Raw genomic sequence first — 19,724 nt, 5'->3', positions numbered from 1 at the left:
CCCATGGATACCATCGACGGCAACGCCCCGCTGCGCTGGACGCTCACCCGCAATGCGCCGCTGCAGGCGCTGAATACCTTCCATGTGCAGGCCAGCGCCGCGCAGCTGCTGGAACTGCACGATGCCGCGCTGCTGCCGGACGTGCTGGCATTGCCCGAGGTGGCCAGCGGCCCGCTGCTGGTGCTGGGCAGCGGCAGCAACGTTCTGATCGCCGAGGACCTGCCCGGCACCGTGCTGGTGTTCGGCAACCGTGACATCAGTTTCCTTGAACACCGCGCCGACCATGCGGTGATCCGTGCCGGTGCCGGCGTGCCGTGGCATGGCCTGGTGATGTGGTCGCTGCAGGAAGGCCTGTCTGGCCTCGAAAACCTGGCCCTGATTCCCGGCACGGCCGGTGCCGCGCCGATCCAGAACATCGGTGCCTATGGCGCGCAGGTCGGCGAGTTCATCCAGGCGGTCGAAGCGTGGGACTGCCAGGAGCAGGCCTGGGTGCGGCTGGACAACGAACAGTGTGGCTTCGCCTACCGCGACAGCGTGTTCAAGCAGCAACCCGATCGCTATCTGATCACCGCCATCGAACTGAAGCTGCCACTGCTGCATGATCTGCGCATGGACTACGCCGGCATCCGCGAGGAATTGCAGGCACAGGGCGTGGAGCTGCCGAGCGCAGTGGACGTGGCCAATGCCGTGATCGCGATCCGCCGCCGCAAGCTGCCCGACCCGGATGTACTGGGAAACGCCGGCAGCTTCTTCAAGAACCCGGTACTGCCGCTGGAACAGGTCGACGTGCTGCTGCAGCATTTCCCCGACCTGCCGGTGTTCCCGGCCGAGCTGGACGACAAGCGCAAGGTCTCCGCTGCCTGGATGATCGAATCCTGCGGCTGGAAGGGCTTCCGCGAAGGTGATGCCGGCGTGGCGCCAAGCCACGCGCTGGTGCTGGTCAACCACGGCAATGCCAGCGGTGCTGAGCTGCTGGCGCTGGCGCGCCGCATTTCGGCCTCGGTGCTGGAGAAGTTCGGCGTGCCGATCGAACCGGAGCCCCGCCTGCTCGGCGCACAGTGGTGAACACCCCCGCCCTTTCCCCAAGCGCCCCGATGCGGGCGGCGCTGCTGATGCTTGGCAGCACGATGGCATTCGGCCTGATGGCGGTCGCGATCCGCTACGCCACCCGGTACGTGCCAACCCAGGAAGTGGCGTTCTTCCGCAATGCCTTCGGCTTGCTGGCGTTGCTGCCGATGCTGCTGCGGCCGGGCCGTGCTCCGCTGAAGACGCAACAGCTGCCGCGCTATTTCGTGCGCAGTGCGATTGGCCTGGGCTCGATGCTGTGCGCGTTCTGGGCACTGGGCCACCTGCCGTTGGCGCAGGCGGTGTCGCTGTCGTACTCCACGCCGCTGTTCGTCACGATTGCCGCCGTGCTGTGGCTGGGTGAAACCGTGCGCGTGCGCCGCTGGGCCGCGGTCGTGGTCGGCTTCATCGGTGTGCTGGTGATCGTGCGACCCGGTACCGCCGGCTTCACCGCGGGCAGCCTGGTCGCCGTGGCCGCAGCGGTGCTCAGTTCGCTGGTGGCGATCCAGATCAAGCAGCTGACCCGCGTCGACAGCGCCGATACCGTGGTGCTCTACACCTACGTGTTCTGGGTGCCGCTGTCGCTGGTTCCGGCGCTGTTCGTCTGGGTCTGGCCGAGCGGCATGGCCTGGCTGTGGCTGCTGGCCACCGGCGTGCTCGGCACCATCGGCCAGCTGTTGTGGACGCGGGCGCTGCGCCTGGGTGAAGTCTCGGCGCTGACCCCGATCAGCTTCCTGCAGCTGCCGCTGGTAACGCTGTTCGGCTGGCTGCTGTTCAACGAAAGCGTGGACCGCTGGACGATCATCGGCGCCGGCATCATCCTCGCCGCCAACGCCTACATTGCCCACCGCGAGGCCGTACTTTCGCGCCGCGCCGCCAGCGCAGCCGCCTCGTCAGCGGCGAAGCCCGCCGAGTAGATCCGCGCCACGCGTGGATGACGCTGCACTCCTCTGTAGAGCCGAGCCTACGCTCGGCTGCTCTTCTCGCCTCCACCGTTGACTGAGCGCGTAGGGTTCATCCACGCATGGCGTGGATCTACAGCGCGCGATACACCCGCTCGGCCGCGTCGAACACATTGCCCGGGGCGAACTGTTCGCTGAGGAAATGCAGCGACTGCCGGCGCAGCTGCGGCGACCGGTCCTCTCCATCGCTGCCCAGCAGGACCTGCTGGAACTCGATCAGGTCCTGCAGGATGCGCCAGTGACGGTACCAGGCGATCCAGCGAGGGTCGCCGCGGTCACCGCCATAGCCCTCCTCGAATCCCACCGGGTTCTCGCGGCCCCAGCGCCCGCCGACCGCGCCGCCGATGAACATCAGGTCGCGCTCGCGCGGTGCCAGCGACAGGCCATCCCAGTCGATCAGGTGCAGGCCACCGTCGTTGCCCATCAGCAGATTGCCGGCATGAAGGTCGGTGTGGCACAGGTGCAGCCGCACCGGCACATCCTGCAACGCCGCGTGCAGCTGCAGTGCCTGCGCGTGCAGCGCCGCGATGCGCGCGTGCTGCTGGTCCCAGACGGAGACGAAGGCACGGCCCAGCCCATCCTTGGCAGCCGCCAGGCCTTCGCCGGCCAGCCACTGCCCGACGGTCTCCAGCGCCGCGGTTTCCATCCGGATGCTCGGCAGCGCTTCCTGCAGCGCCGGTGGCGGGCACGCCTCGTGCAGGCGCCGCAGCACCTCGCCCAACCGTTGCCATTGCGTGCGGCTCAATGCCGCCTCGAAACCGGACTGGCCTTCCACATACGGGAACAGGGTGAACTGCAGGCCCCAGCGCTGCACCGATGCCCCGCCGGCCAGCGCCGGCCAGGGCGCAACGATTTCCTCGATCCCCAGCGTGCCGCGCAGCCAATGCAGGGTGTCCCAGACGGCTGGGGCCACCTGGTAGCTGCGGCATTTCAACCACCACTGCCCGCGCCGTGCATCGATGCGATACACGCTGGCGTTGGCATCGGCGCCAACCGGGCGTGGCACCACAGCGGTCGCGGTGATGCCATAGGACTGCTGGAGGACTTCGCCGAGATGCTGCGCCGAAGCGGATGACATGGATGCAAGCGGAAAGTGTTATCTGCGACAACTATCGCAGATGTGCCCGCCACGACACAGACATGTCCGTCACAACATCGTGCCCGCGCGACCAACGTGCTAGCCGGCGACGCGTCGCATCACCGCTTCCAATGGCCCCCGCGTGAACCGCCACGACCACAGCCACGCTGCGCCCGTGGCCAGCATCAGGAACAACAGCGCCCACAGCAGCACGGTCGGTAGCGACGCGCTGCCATCGAGCAGGCCCAACCATTCCAGCGTCCCCATGCCCAGCAGGATGTGGCCGACGTACAGGGTCAGGGTCATTCGCCCTGCTGCAGCCAGCGGTTCCAGCCAATCCCCCGGATACCGGCGGCTGACCCAGAGGCATGCGGCAATCGCGCTGCAGGCTGCGCCCGCACCGGTCAACACGTAGGCCGGTCCCGGCGGCATCGGCTGCGTTCCCAGCCACGGCTGCCAGGGCGTTCCCTGTGCAAGGTGCTGCACGGCCTGGCCTGCGCCGATCAGCAGCAGGCCCACCAGCAGCAACGCACGCTGCACCCGCGGTTGTGACAACGGCAGGTGCGCCAGCAGCATGCCCAGCAGGAAGAAGCACATCCAGGGCAGCAAGGGATGGAAGCCGTTGAACAACAGGTTGCGCGCGGCACCCGGCCATTGCCAGAGACCGGCATACTCCAGCGTCTGCCAGTTCCAGCCCTGGCTGTAATTCCAGTGCAGCAGTGCCCAGAACGACCCGGCCGCGAGGCCGGCGATGCTGGCCAGCAGCACCCGTGGCGACGCACGCAGCCACAGCACCGCCAGCGCGAAATACACCGCGTAGTAGTGCAGGATGTCGGCCGGGAACAGGGTCAGGTTGAGCAGGCCCAGCGCCAGCAGGAACAGCGCGCGCCGCCAGGTCTGCGCGCTGGCCGGCATCCAGCCAAGGCGCTGCGTGGCCAGTACCAGGCCAAGTCCGGCCAGGGTGACGAAGGTCGCAGAGGCCTTGCCTTCCAGCAGATGGAAGAAGCCGGCCAGCCAACCCTCACCCTCTGCCGGCACGGCCATCGCCAGGCGGAAGTTGACCAGCACCATGCCGGCCAAGGCCAGGTAACGCGCCAGATCAACGCCGTGCAATCGCCGCTCAACCGCGCTCATGCGTGTGCACCGAGCAGCAGCGCGAGCAGGCCAGGGTCCAGCGGAGCCTCATCGGCGCCACCGGCTTCGCCCAGCCCCCGGCGCAGCGCATCGCTTTCAATGGCATCCAGCAGCACCTGCGCCTGCAGTGCCGGGGCCAGTACGGGACGCCGGCGTTCACGCTGTGCCACCTGCTGCAGGGCTTCGGCCAGTACAGCCTGCAATTGCCTGCGATTGGCCGCAAATGCCTCGGCCACGGCCCGATTGCGTGCGCTCTCGGCCAGCACTTCGACGGCGAGCGCCGCCCATTCCGGCTGGCTGCACAGTGCGTGGAAGTCCTGCAGGAACGCCAGCACCTGCGTGCGATCACCGTCGGCCGCGGCCAGCCGCTGTAGCAACGGCGCCAGTTCCTCGCTTTCGGCCACGGCCACTGCAAGGATGATCGCTTCCTTGCCGGGGAAGTGGTTGTAGAGATTGCCCAGGCTGACGCCGGCCGCCTGCGCGATGTCACGCATGCTGGTCTGGTGGAATCCCTTGGCGAGGAAGCACTGCAGGGCGGCCTGCAGGATCTGCTCGATGCGTTGCGCGTTGCGGTCGGCTCGGTTCATGGCGTCAATAGTGAACGAACGTTCGTCCAACTTGAAGATGGCAACCCGTTCATCAGCGAGCTCCGTTCAGCCGGCCCTTGACCTCAACTGCGGTTGAGGCCCGATGCTGCGCGGCCCGTTCCAAGCCCAAACCGGAGAGACCTCATGCCACGGATGATCACCGCCCTGCTCGACAGCCGCCTGCTGTGGTTCCTGGCCCGACTGCTGCTGGCGGTGGTGTTCCTGTCATCGGGTCTGGCCAAGCTGCTGGCGTGGGACAACAGCGTGGCCGAAATGCAGGCGGCCGGGCTGCAACCGCCTGTGCTGTTCAACCTCGCCAGCGCCGTGGTGCTGCTGGGTGGCTCACTGTGCCTGCTGCTTGATCGCCTGCTCTGGCTGGGCAGCGGCGCGCTGGCGGTATTCATGCTGCTGACCATCGCCATCGTGCATGCCTTCTGGACCAAGCACGGCACGGAACAGCAGCTGGCCCTGTTCTTCGCACTGGAACACCTGAGCGTGGTCGGTGGCCTGATCTGCGCGGCCATCGCCAGCCGCGCGCGGGCTCAGAAGAACTCGTCGAGCAGCCGGTAGAAAGCCAACCGGCGCTCGTCGGCCACAGCGCCGTAGCGTTGGAACAACGGTGTGACCCAGCGCGTATCATCGAAGTTGTGGACCAGGCTGCGCGCGGCCAGCGCCAGGTCCTGGTAGCGGTCGGCCACGCCCAGTCGCCCACAGTCGATGAACCCGCTGAAACGCCCCTCGGCCACCATCAGATTCGGAAGGCAGGCATCGCCATGACTGACCACCAGATCTTCATGATCGGGCCGTGTGCTGCACAGTTGGGCGAAGACCTGCTGTGTACTCTGTCCCAGGCGTTCGTCATCGAAGTCATCGGCGTCCACGCGTCCCGCCTCGACCCGTGCCTGCGCGGCCGGCAGGCGCGAGGCCAGCCGCTGATCGAACGGACAGGCTGCTACCGGCAACGCATGCAGCCCGCGCAGCGCGTCGGCCAGTATCTCCACCCGTTGCTGCGGCGCGAGTTCCGGCGACGAGGCCAGATCGCGGCCAGGCAGCGCGCTCATCAGCAACCAGCGCCGGCCCGCTTCTTCGGCCGTGGCAATCACCGTTGGCGCCGGTTGTCCCTGTGCCTGCAACCAGCGCAGCCGCGCGATCTCATCGCCCAGCTCACTGAAGGCGTCGATCAGTTCCGACTTGAGAAAGGCATCGGGGCGGCCCTGCCGCAGCACGCGGGCAACGTCGGCCCGCGAAACACCCATCGACTGCCGCTCGATGCGCGCATCGGCCAACGCCTTCTGCCACGCCAACGGCAGCGGCATGCCATCAGGGGTGGCGTTGTGCTCGTCCATGCCAGGAGATTCCTGTTGCCGGTGACCCTGCGCATTCTCGCTCATCCTGGCGCACATCGCCCCCCGTGCGGGAGGCAGCCTGAGCGAGCTGACCGGGCCGTCGGCGGCCACTGCGTCCCAGCGCATGCAGCAGCGACGGCTGCTGCCACGGTACCGGTGCCAGTTCGACGACACGGCCTCGACCCTTACCGCCGAACGCGGCGGCCTGCGCGCGTTCGCCAAGTGGAGCACCGTTCTGGCAGCCGATCGTGGCTGCCGCAGTACAACGAGGAAGCAATATGAAATTGATGGTCATCGGCGCCAGCAAGGGCCTGGGACGCGCGTTCGTGGAAGGCCTCTGTGCCAAGGGTGACACTGTGATTGGCGTCTCGCGCCACCGCCCGTGCGGCATCGCCTGCCCTGACGGCGTCACCCTGCAGTGGATCGAAGCAGACCTGTCCCGGCCGACCTTGGCTGCCGACCACATCGCAGCGCAGGCACCGACCGATATCGATGTGCTGATCCACAACCTGGGTATCTGGGAAGACAAGGCCTTCAGCGGCGAGTACGCCTTCCTCGATGAAAGCGACGCTGCACTCACGAAGCTGGTCGACGTCAACATCACCGCGACCCTTGTACTGCTGCAACGCCTGCTGCCCCGCGTACTGAGCGCAGCGCGCCCGCAGCTGGTGCTGACCGGTTCGACCTCGGCCCTGCCTCGCAGTGGCCGCCCGGAAGTGGCGTTCGGCGCCTCGAAGTTCGCCCTCAACGGCATCGCCGATGCGCTGCGCGAGGGCTTCCGCGATCGCCGGCTGGCGGTGACCAGCCTGCAGTTGGGCTACCTCAACACCGATGACGCCTTGTCGGTGCCGGTGGCCGAGGCCGCAGCGCGCGGCGACGGTGAGCAGGTGCCGGTCCACGATGTCGTGGCCATGGTAAGCGCCCTGTTGCAGCTGTCATCCTCCGGCTTCGTGCGTGAACTGGTGCTGCCCGCCATCGCCGACCCGCGCTACTGACCTTGCCGGCCGCCGCAGAGCACCCTCAGTGGCCGCGCGCGCGGTCGTGGTTTACCCTGCTCGTCACTGGCCGTCGGTCACAGGCGGGAACCTGCTATGGATGCGCTTTCACGGGTCTGGGCCCAGGTCCTGGACAGCGCCCTGCCCAGCCTACCGCTGTATCTGCTGCAGGCCACGGCAGTGATCGGCATGATCGGCGTGCTGCTGATCGCCACCCGTCGCGCCGGGCACGCCATAGAAGGCCGTCGCCTGTATGTCGGCGTAGCGCTGGGCCTGATCTACCTGTTCAATTCCTGGTTCGTGGCCCGTTATTCCCAGGGTGTCGTCAAACTGCACCTGGGCTTCGACATCCTGCTGGTCAGTGGCCTGCTGGGCGGCTGGCGCGGCGGCCTGGCCTGCCTGGCTGCCGCCCTGCTGGCCCGCTACCAGTTCGTCGGTATCCCGTTCTTCCTGCCTGCCAGCCTTGAGGCCGTGTTGCAGATGGTGGCGGGCGTCTGGCTGCGCAGGCACCTGTACCCGCGCATGCTCAACGAGCTCTCGCCGCGCATGATCCTGCAGGCATGGTCCGTGCGTATCGGGGTAACCGCTCTGGGTTTGGCGCTGGGTGTGGCGATCATTGGCGCCGATCAACTGCCGGTGGCCGAGCTGGCGATCCAGCGCGTGCTGGCACTGCCGGTCTCGCTGCTCGTGCTTGGCGCCGTATTCGCGCTGGTCTACAACGATGCCCAGATCGATGCGCAACGCCAGCGCGAACAGGCCTGGCTGCGCATCGATCCGATCAGCGGGCTGCCCAACATGCGTGCGCTCGGTGAACGCCTGCAGCAGTACTGGCGGGATAACGACGGCACCGGCAAGGCCTGCCTGATCGTGGCCGAGATGGGCAACCTGCGCGATCTGCGCCTGCGCTACGGGCCGTTGCAGGACAACGGCCTGTGGCAGCGCGACAGCACCGAAGAGGTGCATCGGTTGCTGCCCTCGCTGCCGGCTGCGCAGCTGGAGATCTACCAGTTCGGTGATGCCGCGCTGGCGATCCTGGTGCGCGGCCTGACCTTGTCCACACTGCGCACGCAACCGCAGATCACCGAGCTGGCCAGCAACCTGGCTGATCGGGTCGGCCGCGATTGGCCGGGCTTCCGGCCGCTGTTCCGCTGTGCAGTGGTTGAATTGAAGCCCCCTGCTGATGCCGATGAAGGACATCTTCCGTTCCGCGCCATCACCGTGGCACTGAGCGCGATCGAGTCGGGCGTGGTGTTTTTCGATGACCCGATCCAGCGCGACAGCGAGATCGACGCCCTGATCGAGGTTGCCCTTGAGCACTGGCTGCAGCAGGGCAATGCGCCGCTGTGCTACCAGCCCAAGCATCGCCTGCAGGACCGCCAACTGGTCGGCGCCGAAGCACTGCTGCGCATGCGCGACGGCGAAGGCCGGCCGATTGCCCCGATGCGGGTGATCTCGCTGCTGCGCCGGCAGGGGCGGCTGGCAGACCTGGAATGGGCCACGCTGCTGTCGGCGGTGCACTTCCTGCAGCACTGCCGACGGGACGGCGCGGCGCTGACCATTGCAGTCAATGTTTCAGCCGAATCGCTGCGCCTGCCCGACTTCGGCCTGCGCCTGCAGGAGTTGCTGCAGCTGCATGACATCCCCGGTGCGATGCTGCGCCTGGAGATCGTCGAATGGACCGAAATCGTCGAGCGCGACGTGGTCGATGCCAACATCGCACAGCTGCTGGCAGCCGGGGTCACCCTGTCGCTGGATGATTTCGGCGCCGGCTATTCAACCCTGATCCTGCTTTCGCAGCTGGCCATCGCCGAGGTCAAGATCGAGCAGGCGCTGATCGCCACGCTGTCCGACGCCAAGTCGCAGTCGATCGTGCGCTTCATCGTCGAGGTCGCGCACCGCTGCGGCGCGATCGTGGTGGCCGAGGGTACCGAGACCCTGGCCCAGGAACAGAAGCTGCGCGCACTCGGGGTGGATGTCGGCCAGGGCTACCTGTACTCGGCGGCGCTGCCGGCCGACGAGTTCCGTCGCTTCGCAGCCGGCTAGACCGCGTAGAACCCCAGGAACATCGCCACCGCCGATTCGGCCACGCGCGCACGTTCCTGCGCGGTCAACGGTGGCTGCCCCATCGTGACCTGCGGCCAGAACGCGAAGCTCTTCACCAGCCCATGCAACTGGGCGCCGGCAAAGTCCGGATCCACCTCGCGCAGGCGGCCATCGGCAATTGCTGCGCGGATCCAGGCACTCTCGCCGCTTTCCTTCTCGCCCATGCGGCAGACGATGGCCTGCGCGCGCTCCGGTGAATGGATGATCTCGGCCATCGCGACCCGCGCCAGATCGATGAAATTCCCATCGCTGAGCAGGTCCAGCTTCTGGCCCAGCAACTGCAGCAACTGCGTCTGCAGCGGCTGGTCGGCGCGGTATGGCAGTGCGTCGCTGGCCACGCTGCGCTCCCACAGCTCCTCCAGGATCATCGAGAACAGTGCTTCCTTGCTCGGGAAATGGTTGTAGACGGTGCGCTTGGAGACCCCCGCCGCCTCGGCGATGCGGTCCATGCTGGTCGCCTCGTAGCCCGATGCACGGAACTCCTCCACCGCCGCGCGCACGATGGCGTCACGTTTGCGGTCGGTCAGGCGTTGCAGGGCACGGGACATGGCGGAAACCGGATAACTGAACGGATGCCTCCATTTTACACTTGGCAGTATACTTTTGAAAAACACGAAACTACACTGTGCAGTGTACTCAGCGGACGTCACCCATGAAGCGCCTGCTCCTTGTCCTCCTGCTCGGAATTCTCGCCGTGACCGCCTACACCTTCTGCAAGTCCTGGTCCCTTCCCGACTTCCCCGATTCGCCGCAGTACCGTGATGGCAGGTTCCGCAATGCCCTGCCCCGTCCGGCGATGGGCCTGCGCGACGGCGCGGAGATCTGGTGGACGTTCCTGTTCAACAAGCCCAAGGGCACCGTGCCCGCGCACCCGATTCCGGTGAAGCCGCTGGACCGCGCCACGCTGGACGCCGCACCGGATCGCAGCCTGTTCCGGCTGGGGCACTCCACGATCCTGCTGAAGCTGCGTGGCCAGTACTGGCTGACCGATCCGGTGTTCTCCGAGCGCGCCTCGCCGGTGCAGTGGATGGGGCCGGCACGCTTCCATGCACCGCCGATCAGCATCGACGCGCTGCCGCCGATCGCCGGTGTGATCCTCTCGCACAACCACTATGACCACCTGGACCATGCCGCGGTCATGCAGCTGGCCGGCAAGACCGCGCGCTTCATTGCACCGCTCGGCGTCGGCGACCAGCTGGTCGCGTGGGGGGTGGATGCGCGCAAGGTCGAGCAGCTGGACTGGTGGCAATCCACCGAAGCCAACGGCCTGCGCCTGACCGCGACCCCGGGCCAGCACTTCTCCGGCCGCGGGCTGGGTGACAGCGACCGCAGCCTGTGGGCTTCATGGGTGATCCAGGACGGTGACTTCCGCATTTTCTTCAGCGGCGACACCGGCTACTTCGACGGCTTCAAGGCCATCGGCGAGAAATACGGTCCGTTCGACCTGACCATGATCGAGACCGGCGCCTATGATCCGCGCTGGGCATTCGTGCACATGCAACCGGAACAGACGCTGCAGGCGCACCTGGACCTGCGCGGCAAGTGGCTGCTGCCGATCCACAACGGCACCTTCGATCTGGCCCTGCATGCATGGCAGCAGCCGTTCGAGCGCATCACCGCGCTGGCCGCTGCAAACAATGTTCCAGTGGCTACGCCGATGATGGGCGAAGCACTGGACATGCAGGCGCCGCAGGCGGGTACGCGCTGGTGGGAGACGGTGGAGCTGTAATGCGGTGGGCTCCGATTCTGGTCGCCGCTACGTCTTCGGGTGAAGCCTGCGCCCTTCCCGGGCCAGATTGATCTGTAGCGCAGCGGCGGCGAGCTCGGTCATTTCCGTCGTGACTTTCCCGCTGCCGCGCGCTCGCAGCCAACCGAGAATGTCGACGAGATGCCAGATCGAGGTCGAGCCGTCATGCACGGGGGGCGGAAACGACTGTGGGTTGGCCAGCATTAGCTTCCGCATGTTCTGGCGCGACATTCCGAGCAGGTCTGCGACGTCAGTGAGCCCCACCAGATCGGGGCTCACTTCAACCAGTTCGGCACCGGGCACGGCCCGCTGCACGTCGTCCAGCGCCGAACGCAGGGCAGCCCCTGCGCTATCTGCTTCGCGGCAGAACGCCAAGGCCAGCCGTCCCGGCAGCCCAAGGCCCACGAGCGCGTCGTCACAGCCGCCTTCGGCCAGGCGCTGCTCGAGGACGCCGATTTCAATACCTGTGTCCGGCAAGCGGTACTTCAGGGTGAAGTTGAACTCCATGATTGACCCCTTCGCTTCTGACGAAGCGTGATCTCATTGCTCACGACTGTAGTTCTCGACCACACGCCGCAAGGCCCTTGCATGATGGCTGCCGCTACGCGGTGTGCTCCAGATGCTCACGATGCAGAACTCCCCGCATCGGCAATCGGTGTCGTTGTAAGGGCAATACATCCGGCCCCACGCATGGCCGCCCGCCATCCGGAGCCTCCACCCACGATCGTCCGCGAACTGCAACGCCGCTTCGATGTCCCTGTCTGGATGACGCGCTCGAGACATTCCTTGTTCTCCATAGTCTGCACACGGCCCTCAATGGTTGTCAAATGACAACCCACTTAAAAGGGCTTTCGACGTGACCCTAGCCAATCCGCGCTGCACGTCCTGAGCCACCTCCGTTAGCCCTCCTGTGATGGCAGCGCCAGCGTCCAGCGGCGCTGCAGTGCGTCATGTAACCGATTACATCCCTTGCTAGCGTAGCGCTCGCCCGATTCCGGCCGAACCTGCGAGGCTGTCCGAAATGACGTTGCGCGCCGAACGCTTCAAGGTCTCCACACCGTTTTTCCCATTGCGCCCCGCTGCGGCCCTGCTGTTGGCCGCCCTGGCCTCCAGCGCACAGGCACAGACCCTTCCCCCGCGCAGCCAATGGCAGGCCAGCAGTTCCTCGCAGCAGGTGCCGGCGATGGCGATCAGCCACCTGATCGACGGCAACCCGAAGACCGTTACCGGCGGTGCATTCAGTCCGGGCCACTGGTTCCAGATCGATCTCGGCACGCCTGCAACGCTGGCCGGCGCGCGCCTCACCTGGGATGTCTCCAATCCGGAAGGCTATTCGCTGCAGACCTCACTGGACGGCAGGCAGTGGCAGACCGCGTTCACAATGGCCGATTCGCTGGGCGATGTGGAAACGCTGTACTTCGCGCCGCGCCAGGCGCGCTACCTGCGGCTGGCCAGCCCGCAGCGCACTTCCGACTGGGGCGTGTCGATCTTCGAGATGGAGCCGCTGGACAGCACGCTCAGCGCACGCGTCAGCGGTATCGATGCAGCGCAGGCGGCGACGCTCTGGCAAGGCGGCGGCACCGTCGCGATGCCGGCCGGGGCAAATGGATCCCATACGTTCGAGATCACGCTGCCGCAGGCCCAATCAACGGCTGGCCTGGTGGTCGACTGGGCCGATGGCGCACGAGGCGCCGCCCGACTACAGGCGCAGGATGCACAGGGCCGTTGGCAGGACCTCGCACACGATGCACAGGCGGCCAGTCACCGGCAAAGCTGGCTGGCCGCCACTGCAGCACAACCATTGCGTGCTTTCCGCCTGAGCGTGGACGGCGCTGCGCCGCAGATCGCACGCCTGCGCCTGCTCGGTCCGAAAGCCGTGATGACGCCGATGAAGCAGTATCAGATCGTCGCCAGCGGCGCCCAACGCGCGTTGTTCCCGGCCTCGCTGCAGATGCAGCAGACCTACTGGACGGCCGTGGGTGTGCATGCAGGACGACAGAAATCGATCTTCGACGAGTACGGCAACCTGGAAGCCTTCAAGGGCGCACCGCTGGTGCAGCCCATCTGGCGCAATGCCGATGGCCAAACCGCCGGCGCCGCCGGGCAGGCCATGCAGCATGCCTTGCGCGACGGCTGGAAGCCGATGCCCTCCGCCACCTGGTCACCGCAACCCGGCCTGCAGCTGCGCAGTGAAGTGTTCGCCATCGAGCGCGATGGCCAGCCGGTGACCTTCCTGCGGCATCGGCTGCAGAACACGGGAAGCACGAAGATCGAAGGCACGCTCAGCCTCGTGGTGCGCCCGATGCAGATGAATCCACCGTGGCAGAACGGCGGGCTGTCCCCGATCCGCGAGGTGACCATCGACGGGCAAGCCCTGCGTATCAATGGCCGCACGCTGCTGCAGTCGCTCACGCCGGTGGCTGCGTCGGGCGCGGCGCCATTCGGCAAGGATGGCGCAACGGAGATCACCGCGACCCTCGCTGCCGGCCAGCTGCCTTCCACGCAACAGGCGCGTGATGACCAGGGGCTTGCCTCGGCTGCGTTGAACTACCGCGTCTCGTTGGCGCCGGGAACCAGTGATGCCATCGTGGTCGCGTTCCCGTTGGGCACCGCCGCCGCCGATGCCAATGGCGTGCCGCCCGAAGCGCCTGCGCTGGATCTGGCCACGCTGCCCCGCGATGCCAATGCGGCGTTTGATTCACTGGCCACGCAGGCGTCTGCGGACTGGCAGGCACGGCTGGGCCAGGTCGGCCTGCGCCTGCCCGATCCGTCGCTGGTGGACATGCTGCGCGCGCAGGCCGCCTACATGCTGATCAACCAGACCGGTCCAGCCATGCAGCCCGGCCCGCGCAACTACAACCGGTCCTTCATCCGCGACGGCATGGCCACCTCGGCGGTGCTGCTGCGGATGGGTGAAGCCCGCGTGGCGCGCGACTACCTGGCCTGGTACAGCGAACACGGCGTGCATGCCAACGGCCTGGTCTCACCGATCCTCAACGACGATGGCAGCGTCAACACCGGCTTTGGATCGGACATCGAGTACGACAGTCAGGGCCAGTACGTCGCGCTGGTGGCCGATGTCGCGCGCCTGGACGGCGGCCCCGAGTCGGTGCGTGGCTATCTGCCGAAAGTGAAAGCAGCGCTGCGCTTCCTGCAGGAACTGCGCGAACGTACGCTGGTGCCCGGTTACAAGGCTGACCAGCCTTCGCCGGAACGGTTCGCGGGCATTCTTGCGCCGTCGATCAGCCATGAGGGCTACCCCTCGCCCACCCACAGCTACTGGGACGACTACTGGGGCCTGAAGGGCTGGCACGACGGCGCTTGGCTGGCCGAATCGCTCGGCGACCACCAGACCGCAGCCTGGGCGCGCGAACAATACAAGCTGCTCTACGACGCACTGCATGCCTCGATCCGGGCGACGATGGCGTGGAAGGGCATCGACTTCATTCCCTCCTCGGCCGACCTGGGCGATGGCGATCCCACCGGCGTTTCGATCGCACTGGACCCGACCGGCGCACAGAGCGTGTTGCCCGCCGAGGCGCTGCGGACCACCTTCGCGCGCTATCTGGACGATGTGCGCAAGCGCAGCCAGCCCGGTGCGCTGTATGCGTACACCCCGTACGAGATCCGCAACGTGCTGAGCTATGTGCACCTGGGCCAGCCGCAGGTGGCCGATGAGCTGCTGCAGGGGCTGCTGCATGACCGGCGCCCGCTTCAGTGGCAGGTGCTGGCCGAGGTCGTGCACTCACGCCTGCGCTTTCCTCGCTACCTGGGCGACATGCCGCACACCTGGATCGGTGCCGAATACGGCCGCACGCTGTTCGGCATGCTGATGCGCGAAGACGATGATGTGCTCTCGCTGCTGCCGGGCACGCCGCCCTCGTGGGTGGCGGGCGATGGATTGGCGGTGGAAGGCCTGCCCACCGCGTATGGCACGTTGCAGATGCAGGCACGGCAACGCGACGGCACGCTATCGATCACGCTGGGCAAGGGCCTGCGCAGTGGGACGGCGGTGAAGGTCTGGTGGCCGGCGCGGACGATGCCGAAGACCGTGCGTGTGGATGGGCGCGACGTTACCGCGTTCGATGCAGAGGGCGTGCGCCTGGCAAGACCATTCAGAACGCTGGAGGCGCGTTGGTAGAGCAGCCGAGCATGGCTCGGCTCTACAGAAGCAGCGGTAGCGCCGGGCCACGCCCGGTGTCATTGCAGCGTCGGCAACCCCGGCGGATTGGTCTGCGATTGCGGCACCGCCTCCTCGGCCACGTTCCAGCGCTTCAATGCCTGCGCATAGGTGCCGCTGCCGATCTGGGTGTTCAACGCCTGCGTCACCGCATCGGCCAGGCCGCTGCCCTTGCGCGTGGTCACCGAGATCGCCGCAGCGTTCGGCCAGCCCCCGGGGAACAGGCCCACACGCCGCACCTTGCCATCGCGTGCCGAGTAGGCGCCGGTGGCATTGGGCTCGAACGAGACATCGGCGCGGCCAGTGATCACCGCCAAGCGGCCGACCACGGCGTCATCGAAGTACTGGTACTCCACCGGTTTCAGGCCCGCGGCGATGTTCTGCTGGTCCCACTGGCGCAGGATCTGGTCCTGGTTGGTACTGGCGCCCACCACCACCTTCAGCCCGGCCACATCAGCGGGCTTCTCGATCTTCTGGATGGGCCCATCGCTGCGCGTGTAGATGCCCAGAAGATCGTAGCGGTAGCTGGAGAAGTCGAACTTCTTCTTGCGCTCTTCGGTCACCGTCACGTTCGACAGCACCGCATCGTACTTGCCCGATTCCAGCCCCAGCGGCCAGTCCGCCCACGCGACCGGCACGATCACCAGCTTCAGGCCCAACGCATCGGCAATCAGCCGCGCGATGTCGGGCTCGATGCCGACCACGTCCTTGCTGTCCGCGCCGTAGTCGGCCAGCGGTAGCTGCCCCGGATGGGTGGCTACGGTAAACGCACCAGGGGTGACGAACTGATAGCCGGCGGGGATCAACGCCTGCGCCTTCGGGTCAAACGTGCCCTTCAGCACGGCCGTGTTCGCACCGGCCAGGCTGGTCGCGGCCACGGTGCCGGCATCCGGTGCCTGGCGTACGCGCGAATAGACGATGCCGGCAATGCCGATGACCAGCACCGCCACGATCAACAGGGTGCTGCGCGAGGGGCGACGCGGTGCTGCAGGGCTCATGGTGTTCCTTCCGGGGTTACAGGGTCTTGGCCAGGAAATCGGCGGTGCGTTGCTGGCGCGGGCGCTCGAACAGGGCCTCGGGCGTGCCCTGCTCGATCACCCGTCCCTGGTCCATCATCACCACGTGGTCGGCCACGCGGCGGGCGAAGCCCAGCTCATGGGTGACGATCACCAGCGTGGTGCCGGAACGGGCCAGCTCTTCGATCACGCTGAGCACTTCGGCCACCAGCTCCGGGTCCAGCGCCGAGGTCGGCTCATCGAACAGCAGTACCTTTGGCTGCAACGCCAGCGCGCGGGCGATCGCGATGCGCTGCTGCTGGCCACCGGACAGCTGGCGCGGGAAGGCATCGGCCTTGTCGGCCAGGCCGACCCGTTCCAGCAGCGTGCGCGCCTGCTGCTCGGCCTGCGCGCGCGGCACACCGCGTACTGCGATCGGCGCTTCGATGATGTTCTCCAGCGCGGTCAGGTGCGGGAACAGGTTGAAGCCCTGGAACACCATGCCCACTTCGGCACGCCGACGGCGGATCTCACGCTCGGGCAGTTCGTACAGGGTGTCACCGTCACGGCGGTAGCCGATCAACTGGCCGCCGACGGTCACGTAGCCGCTGTCGGCACGCTCGAGGTGGTTGATCAGCCGCAGCAGCGTGGACTTGCCGGCGCCCGATGGGCCGATCAGCACCGTCACGCTGCCGGCGCGCAGGTCCAGGTTCACATCCTCCAGCACCGGCTGGTCGCCAAACACCTTGCCTACGCCGTGCAGCGACACCGCCGCGCCCTCGCCCGCTTCGACCTGGGTGGCGATGCGCGGTCGGTGGATCACGCGCGGCGCAGCATCACTCTGCACGCGCAGCAGCGATGACACGTGCGATGCCGAGCGCTCGCGCTGCAGCTGGCCGCGCGCGAAACGCTGCTCCACGCGCCGCTGCAGCAGTGAAAGTACGGTCAGGATCACCAGGTACCAGACCGTGGCCACCATCAGCAGCGGCACCACCTCCAGGTTGCGGCGGTAGATCACCTGCACCGTGTAGAACAGCTCAGGCAGCGCCAGCACGTAGACCACCGACGTGCTCTTGGCCAGGCCGATCACATCGTTGAACGCGGCCGGCAGGATCGAGCGCATCGCCTGCGGCAGGATGATGCGGCGCACCTGGCGGCCACGTGGCAGGCCCAGCGCGGCCGCGGCCTCGTACTGGCCGTGGTCAACCGACAGAATGCCGCCGCGGATCACTTCGGCCGAGAACGCGGCTTGGTTCAGGGTCAGGCCCAGCACCGCGGCAGTGAACACACCGATCAGCTGCGTGGTCGGGTACGAGAACAGGTTGATGCCGGTGAACGGCACGCCCAGCTCGATGGTGCTGTACAGGTAGCCCAGATTGTTCAGCAGCAGCAGCAGTACCAGCAGCGGGATCGAACGGAACAACCACACATAGCCCCACGACACCGCCGACAGCAGCGGCGAGCCGGACACCCGGGCCAGCGCGAGCAGCGTACCCAGCGCGAAGCCGAGCGCAGTGCCAAGCGCGGTCAGCAGCAGCGTACGGCCCAGCCCCTCCAGCACCGGGCGCGCGAAGAACCATTCGGCGAAGGTGCCCCAGCCCCAGCGCGGATTGCCCAGCACGGACTGCAGCCCGATCAGGATCAGCGCCAGTGCCAGCACCGTGCCGAAGACCTGCAGCGGATGCCGGGCCGGCACGATCTTCAGCGCCGGCGCTGGCGCCGACCGGGTTGCAATGCCATCCAGTGCGGTCGAAGGCGTGCTCACGCGTGGGCTCCTTGCAGCTGGGTCTGCGCAGGCACGATGGGGGGCGCCGGTGCCCGCAGGTGCTTTTCGAACGGCAGGTGCGCAATGGTTTCGGGATCCGCATCCAGATCGAACAGCGCGGTGTAACCATGGCTGAGGTACAGGCCAACAGCTTCAGGCTGGCGGAAGCCCGTCGTCAGGAACACCCGCCGATACCCTTGCCGCGCCGCCTGCTCTTCCAGCTCCTGCAGCACGCGCCGCGCAATGCCCTGGCGACGCAGCCCGGGCAGCGTCCAGATGCGCTTGAATTCGGCGGTATCCGGATCACGGTGCGGCATGAACGCACCGCCGGAAATCGCCAGCCCGTCGCGCAGCAGCAGCACGAAGGCGCCCACCGGGGCCGCGAAGGCCTGCGCAGGATAGCGCTGCAGCTCCTCGCGGGCGCTGCCACCGATGCGTCGACGCACGTCGGCGTAACGGCGGTCGTACTCCTGTTCCAGGCCATCGAACAGCGGCCGCGCCAGCGGGTCATCGACCGAGGTATAGAGGAAGCGTTCGCTGTTGCTCATGCCACGTCCTTCACCAGATAGTCTTCGGCCAGCCGTGCCCACAGGCTGGCGGCGGGTGCGATGGCCGCGTCGTTGAACACATAGCGCGGGCTGTGCAGGGGTGCGCTGTCGCCGTTGCCGACGAACACGAAGCTGCCCGGGCGCGCCTGTAACAGGAAGGCGAAATCCTCGCTGGCGGTGCGCGGTGCGAAGTCCGGCACTACCTGTCCGGAGCCGAAGCCCTGCAGCGCCACCTCGCGGATGTATGCAGTCTGCTGCGGGTGGTTGATCACGCTGGGGAAGCCGCGCGGGAATTCAATCTCGGCGCGCGCGCCGAATGCAGCGGCGGTCTGCTCGGCAAGTTCCGTGACCCGGCGTCGCAGCGTGTCGCGCACCTCGGGCAGGTAGGCGCGCACGGTCAGCTTCAGCTCGACCACGTCCGGAATCACATTGGCGGCCTGCCCACCGTGGATCGATCCGACGGTCACCACGCCCATCTGCCGCGGGTCGACATTGCGCGAGACCACGCTCTGCAGCGCGGTGATGATGTGTGCAGCCACCAGGATCGGGTCGACGCTGCCCTGCGGCTCCGCACCGTGGCCGCCCTTGCCGATCACCTTCAGCCGCGCCCAGTCGACCGACGCCATCGCCGGCCCGTCGACAAAGCCGAAGTGCCCCACCGGCACGCCCGGCCAGTTGTGCAGCCCATAGATCACATCCACCGGGAAACGGTCGAACAGGCCATCGGCAATCATCCTCGATGCACCCGAGCCGGTTTCCTCCGCAGGCTGGAACACCAGCTGCAGGGTGCCATCGATACGGCCGTGAAGGGCCAGGTAATGCGCGGCCGACAGCAGGATGGCGGTGTGACCATCGTGACCGCAGGCATGCATCAGGCCGTCGGCCTGGCTGGCGTAGGCCAGCCCGGAGTCTTCGTGGATCGGCAAGGCATCGATGTCCGCACGCAGCCCCAGCCGACGACTGCCCTGCCCGCGCTGCAACGTACCGACCACGCCGGTGCCGCCGAGGCCAGTGGTCACTTCATAACCCCATTGCTGCAGGAGTTCGGCCACACGTGCGCTGGTGCGATGCTCCTCGAAGGCCAGCTCCGGGTGCCGGTGCAGGTCATGGCGAATCGCAATGGCGGCCTCGGCGCGTGCTGCGATTTCGGGCAACACGCCAGTCGCTGGGGAACTCCGCCGGGCCTGGCCCGGTGCTACTGCGGTTTCTCCGCTCATTG

The 19,724-nt window shown here is 67.1% G+C and carries 17 protein-coding genes; 7 read left to right on the top strand and 10 right to left on the bottom strand.

What is annotated here, in order from left to right:
* Nucleotides 1–3 precede the first annotated feature (3 nt).
* The gene (murB, locus tag ACZ75I_RS08575) at nucleotides 4–1,065 is read left to right on the top strand and encodes a UDP-N-acetylmuramate dehydrogenase (protein ID WP_472958978.1); all 1,062 of its coding nucleotides are present in this window, start codon (nucleotides 4–6) and stop codon (nucleotides 1,063–1,065) included.
* Nucleotides 1,066–1,094: 29 nt separating this feature from the next.
* Nucleotides 1,095–1,982 carry a DMT family transporter gene (locus ACZ75I_RS08570; protein ID WP_005416295.1) on the top strand — a complete coding sequence of 296 codons (888 nt, stop codon included), beginning with the start codon at nucleotides 1,095–1,097 and terminating at the stop codon, nucleotides 1,980–1,982.
* A 118-nt stretch (nucleotides 1,983–2,100) separates the two neighbouring features.
* Here the strand turns inward: ACZ75I_RS08570 and ACZ75I_RS08565 are convergent, their stop codons facing one another.
* From ACZ75I_RS08565 to ACZ75I_RS08555, 3 genes are all read right to left on the bottom strand, one after another.
* Nucleotides 2,101–3,105 carry an aminoglycoside phosphotransferase family protein gene (locus tag ACZ75I_RS08565; RefSeq protein WP_061477860.1) on the bottom strand — a complete coding sequence of 335 codons (1,005 nt, stop codon included), beginning with the start codon at nucleotides 3,103–3,105 and terminating at the stop codon, nucleotides 2,101–2,103.
* A gap of 99 nt (nucleotides 3,106–3,204) precedes the next feature.
* Entirely contained in the window at nucleotides 3,205–4,239 is a 1,035-nt protein-coding gene (locus tag ACZ75I_RS08560) for a heparan-alpha-glucosaminide N-acetyltransferase domain-containing protein (RefSeq protein WP_472958977.1), read from the bottom strand.
* On the bottom strand, nucleotides 4,236–4,826 hold the full coding sequence (locus ACZ75I_RS08555) for a TetR/AcrR family transcriptional regulator (RefSeq protein WP_180868433.1): 591 nt from the start codon (nucleotides 4,824–4,826) through the stop codon (nucleotides 4,236–4,238). The genes ACZ75I_RS08560 and ACZ75I_RS08555 overlap by 4 nt, the downstream gene beginning before the upstream one ends.
* Before the next feature lie 144 nt (nucleotides 4,827–4,970).
* On the opposite strand from ACZ75I_RS08555, the gene ACZ75I_RS08550 reads away from it, so the two are divergent.
* The gene (locus ACZ75I_RS08550; protein ID WP_154350658.1) at nucleotides 4,971–5,396 is read left to right on the top strand and encodes a DoxX family protein; all 426 of its coding nucleotides are present in this window, start codon (nucleotides 4,971–4,973) and stop codon (nucleotides 5,394–5,396) included.
* Here the strand turns inward: ACZ75I_RS08550 and ACZ75I_RS08545 are convergent.
* Nucleotides 5,369–6,172, bottom strand: a complete 804-nt coding sequence (locus tag ACZ75I_RS08545; protein WP_180868435.1) for an APH(3')-II family aminoglycoside O-phosphotransferase — start codon at nucleotides 6,170–6,172, stop codon at nucleotides 5,369–5,371. The two genes, ACZ75I_RS08550 and ACZ75I_RS08545, sit on opposite strands and share 28 nt — an antisense overlap.
* A gap of 278 nt (nucleotides 6,173–6,450) precedes the next feature.
* On the opposite strand from ACZ75I_RS08545, the gene ACZ75I_RS08540 reads away from it, so the two are divergent.
* Nucleotides 6,451–7,167 (top strand): SDR family NAD(P)-dependent oxidoreductase, encoded by a 717-nt coding sequence (locus ACZ75I_RS08540; RefSeq protein ID WP_180868437.1) that lies wholly within the window; start codon nucleotides 6,451–6,453, stop codon nucleotides 7,165–7,167.
* A 96-nt stretch (nucleotides 7,168–7,263) separates the two neighbouring features.
* A complete protein-coding gene (locus ACZ75I_RS08535) occupies nucleotides 7,264–9,210 on the top strand; it encodes an EAL domain-containing protein (RefSeq protein ID WP_472958976.1) in 1,947 nt (648 codons plus the stop codon).
* Here the strand turns inward: ACZ75I_RS08535 and ACZ75I_RS08530 are convergent.
* Entirely contained in the window at nucleotides 9,207–9,818 is a 612-nt protein-coding gene (locus ACZ75I_RS08530; RefSeq protein ID WP_346476442.1) for a TetR/AcrR family transcriptional regulator, read from the bottom strand. The genes ACZ75I_RS08535 and ACZ75I_RS08530 overlap by 4 nt on opposite strands.
* Nucleotides 9,819–9,922: 104 nt before the next feature.
* On the opposite strand from ACZ75I_RS08530, the gene ACZ75I_RS08525 reads away from it, so the two are divergent.
* On the top strand, nucleotides 9,923–10,999 hold the full coding sequence (locus ACZ75I_RS08525; protein ID WP_180884423.1) for an MBL fold metallo-hydrolase: 1,077 nt from the start codon (nucleotides 9,923–9,925) through the stop codon (nucleotides 10,997–10,999).
* 27 nt (nucleotides 11,000–11,026) lie between these two features.
* On the opposite strand, the gene ACZ75I_RS08520 is transcribed toward ACZ75I_RS08525, so the two are convergent.
* Entirely contained in the window at nucleotides 11,027–11,524 is a 498-nt protein-coding gene (locus tag ACZ75I_RS08520) for a helix-turn-helix transcriptional regulator (RefSeq protein ID WP_180868443.1), read from the bottom strand.
* Between the two features lie 514 nt (nucleotides 11,525–12,038).
* Here ACZ75I_RS08520 and ACZ75I_RS08515 point away from each other — a divergent pair.
* The gene (locus ACZ75I_RS08515) at nucleotides 12,039–15,158 is read left to right on the top strand and encodes a galactose-binding domain-containing protein (protein ID WP_472958975.1); all 3,120 of its coding nucleotides are present in this window, start codon (nucleotides 12,039–12,041) and stop codon (nucleotides 15,156–15,158) included.
* A 59-nt stretch (nucleotides 15,159–15,217) separates the two neighbouring features.
* Here ACZ75I_RS08515 and ACZ75I_RS08510 read toward each other — a convergent pair whose 3' ends face one another.
* Genes ACZ75I_RS08510 through ACZ75I_RS08495 form a run of 4 tightly spaced genes read right to left on the bottom strand, consistent with a single transcriptional unit; the run spans nucleotide 15,218 to nucleotide 19,722 of the window.
* Entirely contained in the window at nucleotides 15,218–16,195 is a 978-nt protein-coding gene (locus tag ACZ75I_RS08510) for an ABC transporter substrate-binding protein (RefSeq protein WP_472958974.1), read from the bottom strand.
* 16 nt (nucleotides 16,196–16,211) lie between these two features.
* On the bottom strand, nucleotides 16,212–17,957 hold the full coding sequence (locus ACZ75I_RS08505) for an ABC transporter permease subunit (RefSeq protein ID WP_180868447.1): 1,746 nt from the start codon (nucleotides 17,955–17,957) through the stop codon (nucleotides 16,212–16,214).
* Nucleotides 17,954–18,505: a GNAT family N-acetyltransferase gene (locus ACZ75I_RS08500; protein ID WP_180868450.1), complete on the bottom strand. Its 552-nt coding sequence runs from the start codon at nucleotides 18,503–18,505 to the stop codon at nucleotides 17,954–17,956. The genes ACZ75I_RS08505 and ACZ75I_RS08500 overlap by 4 nt, the downstream gene beginning before the upstream one ends.
* Entirely contained in the window at nucleotides 18,502–19,722 is a 1,221-nt protein-coding gene (locus ACZ75I_RS08495) for a M20 aminoacylase family protein (protein WP_472958973.1), read from the bottom strand. The genes ACZ75I_RS08500 and ACZ75I_RS08495 overlap by 4 nt, the downstream gene beginning before the upstream one ends.
* Between the last annotated feature and the right edge of the window lie 2 nt (nucleotides 19,723–19,724).

The organism is Stenotrophomonas sp. X (assembly GCF_055721025.1).
This window is presented reverse-complemented; position numbering and strand designations above follow the sequence as displayed.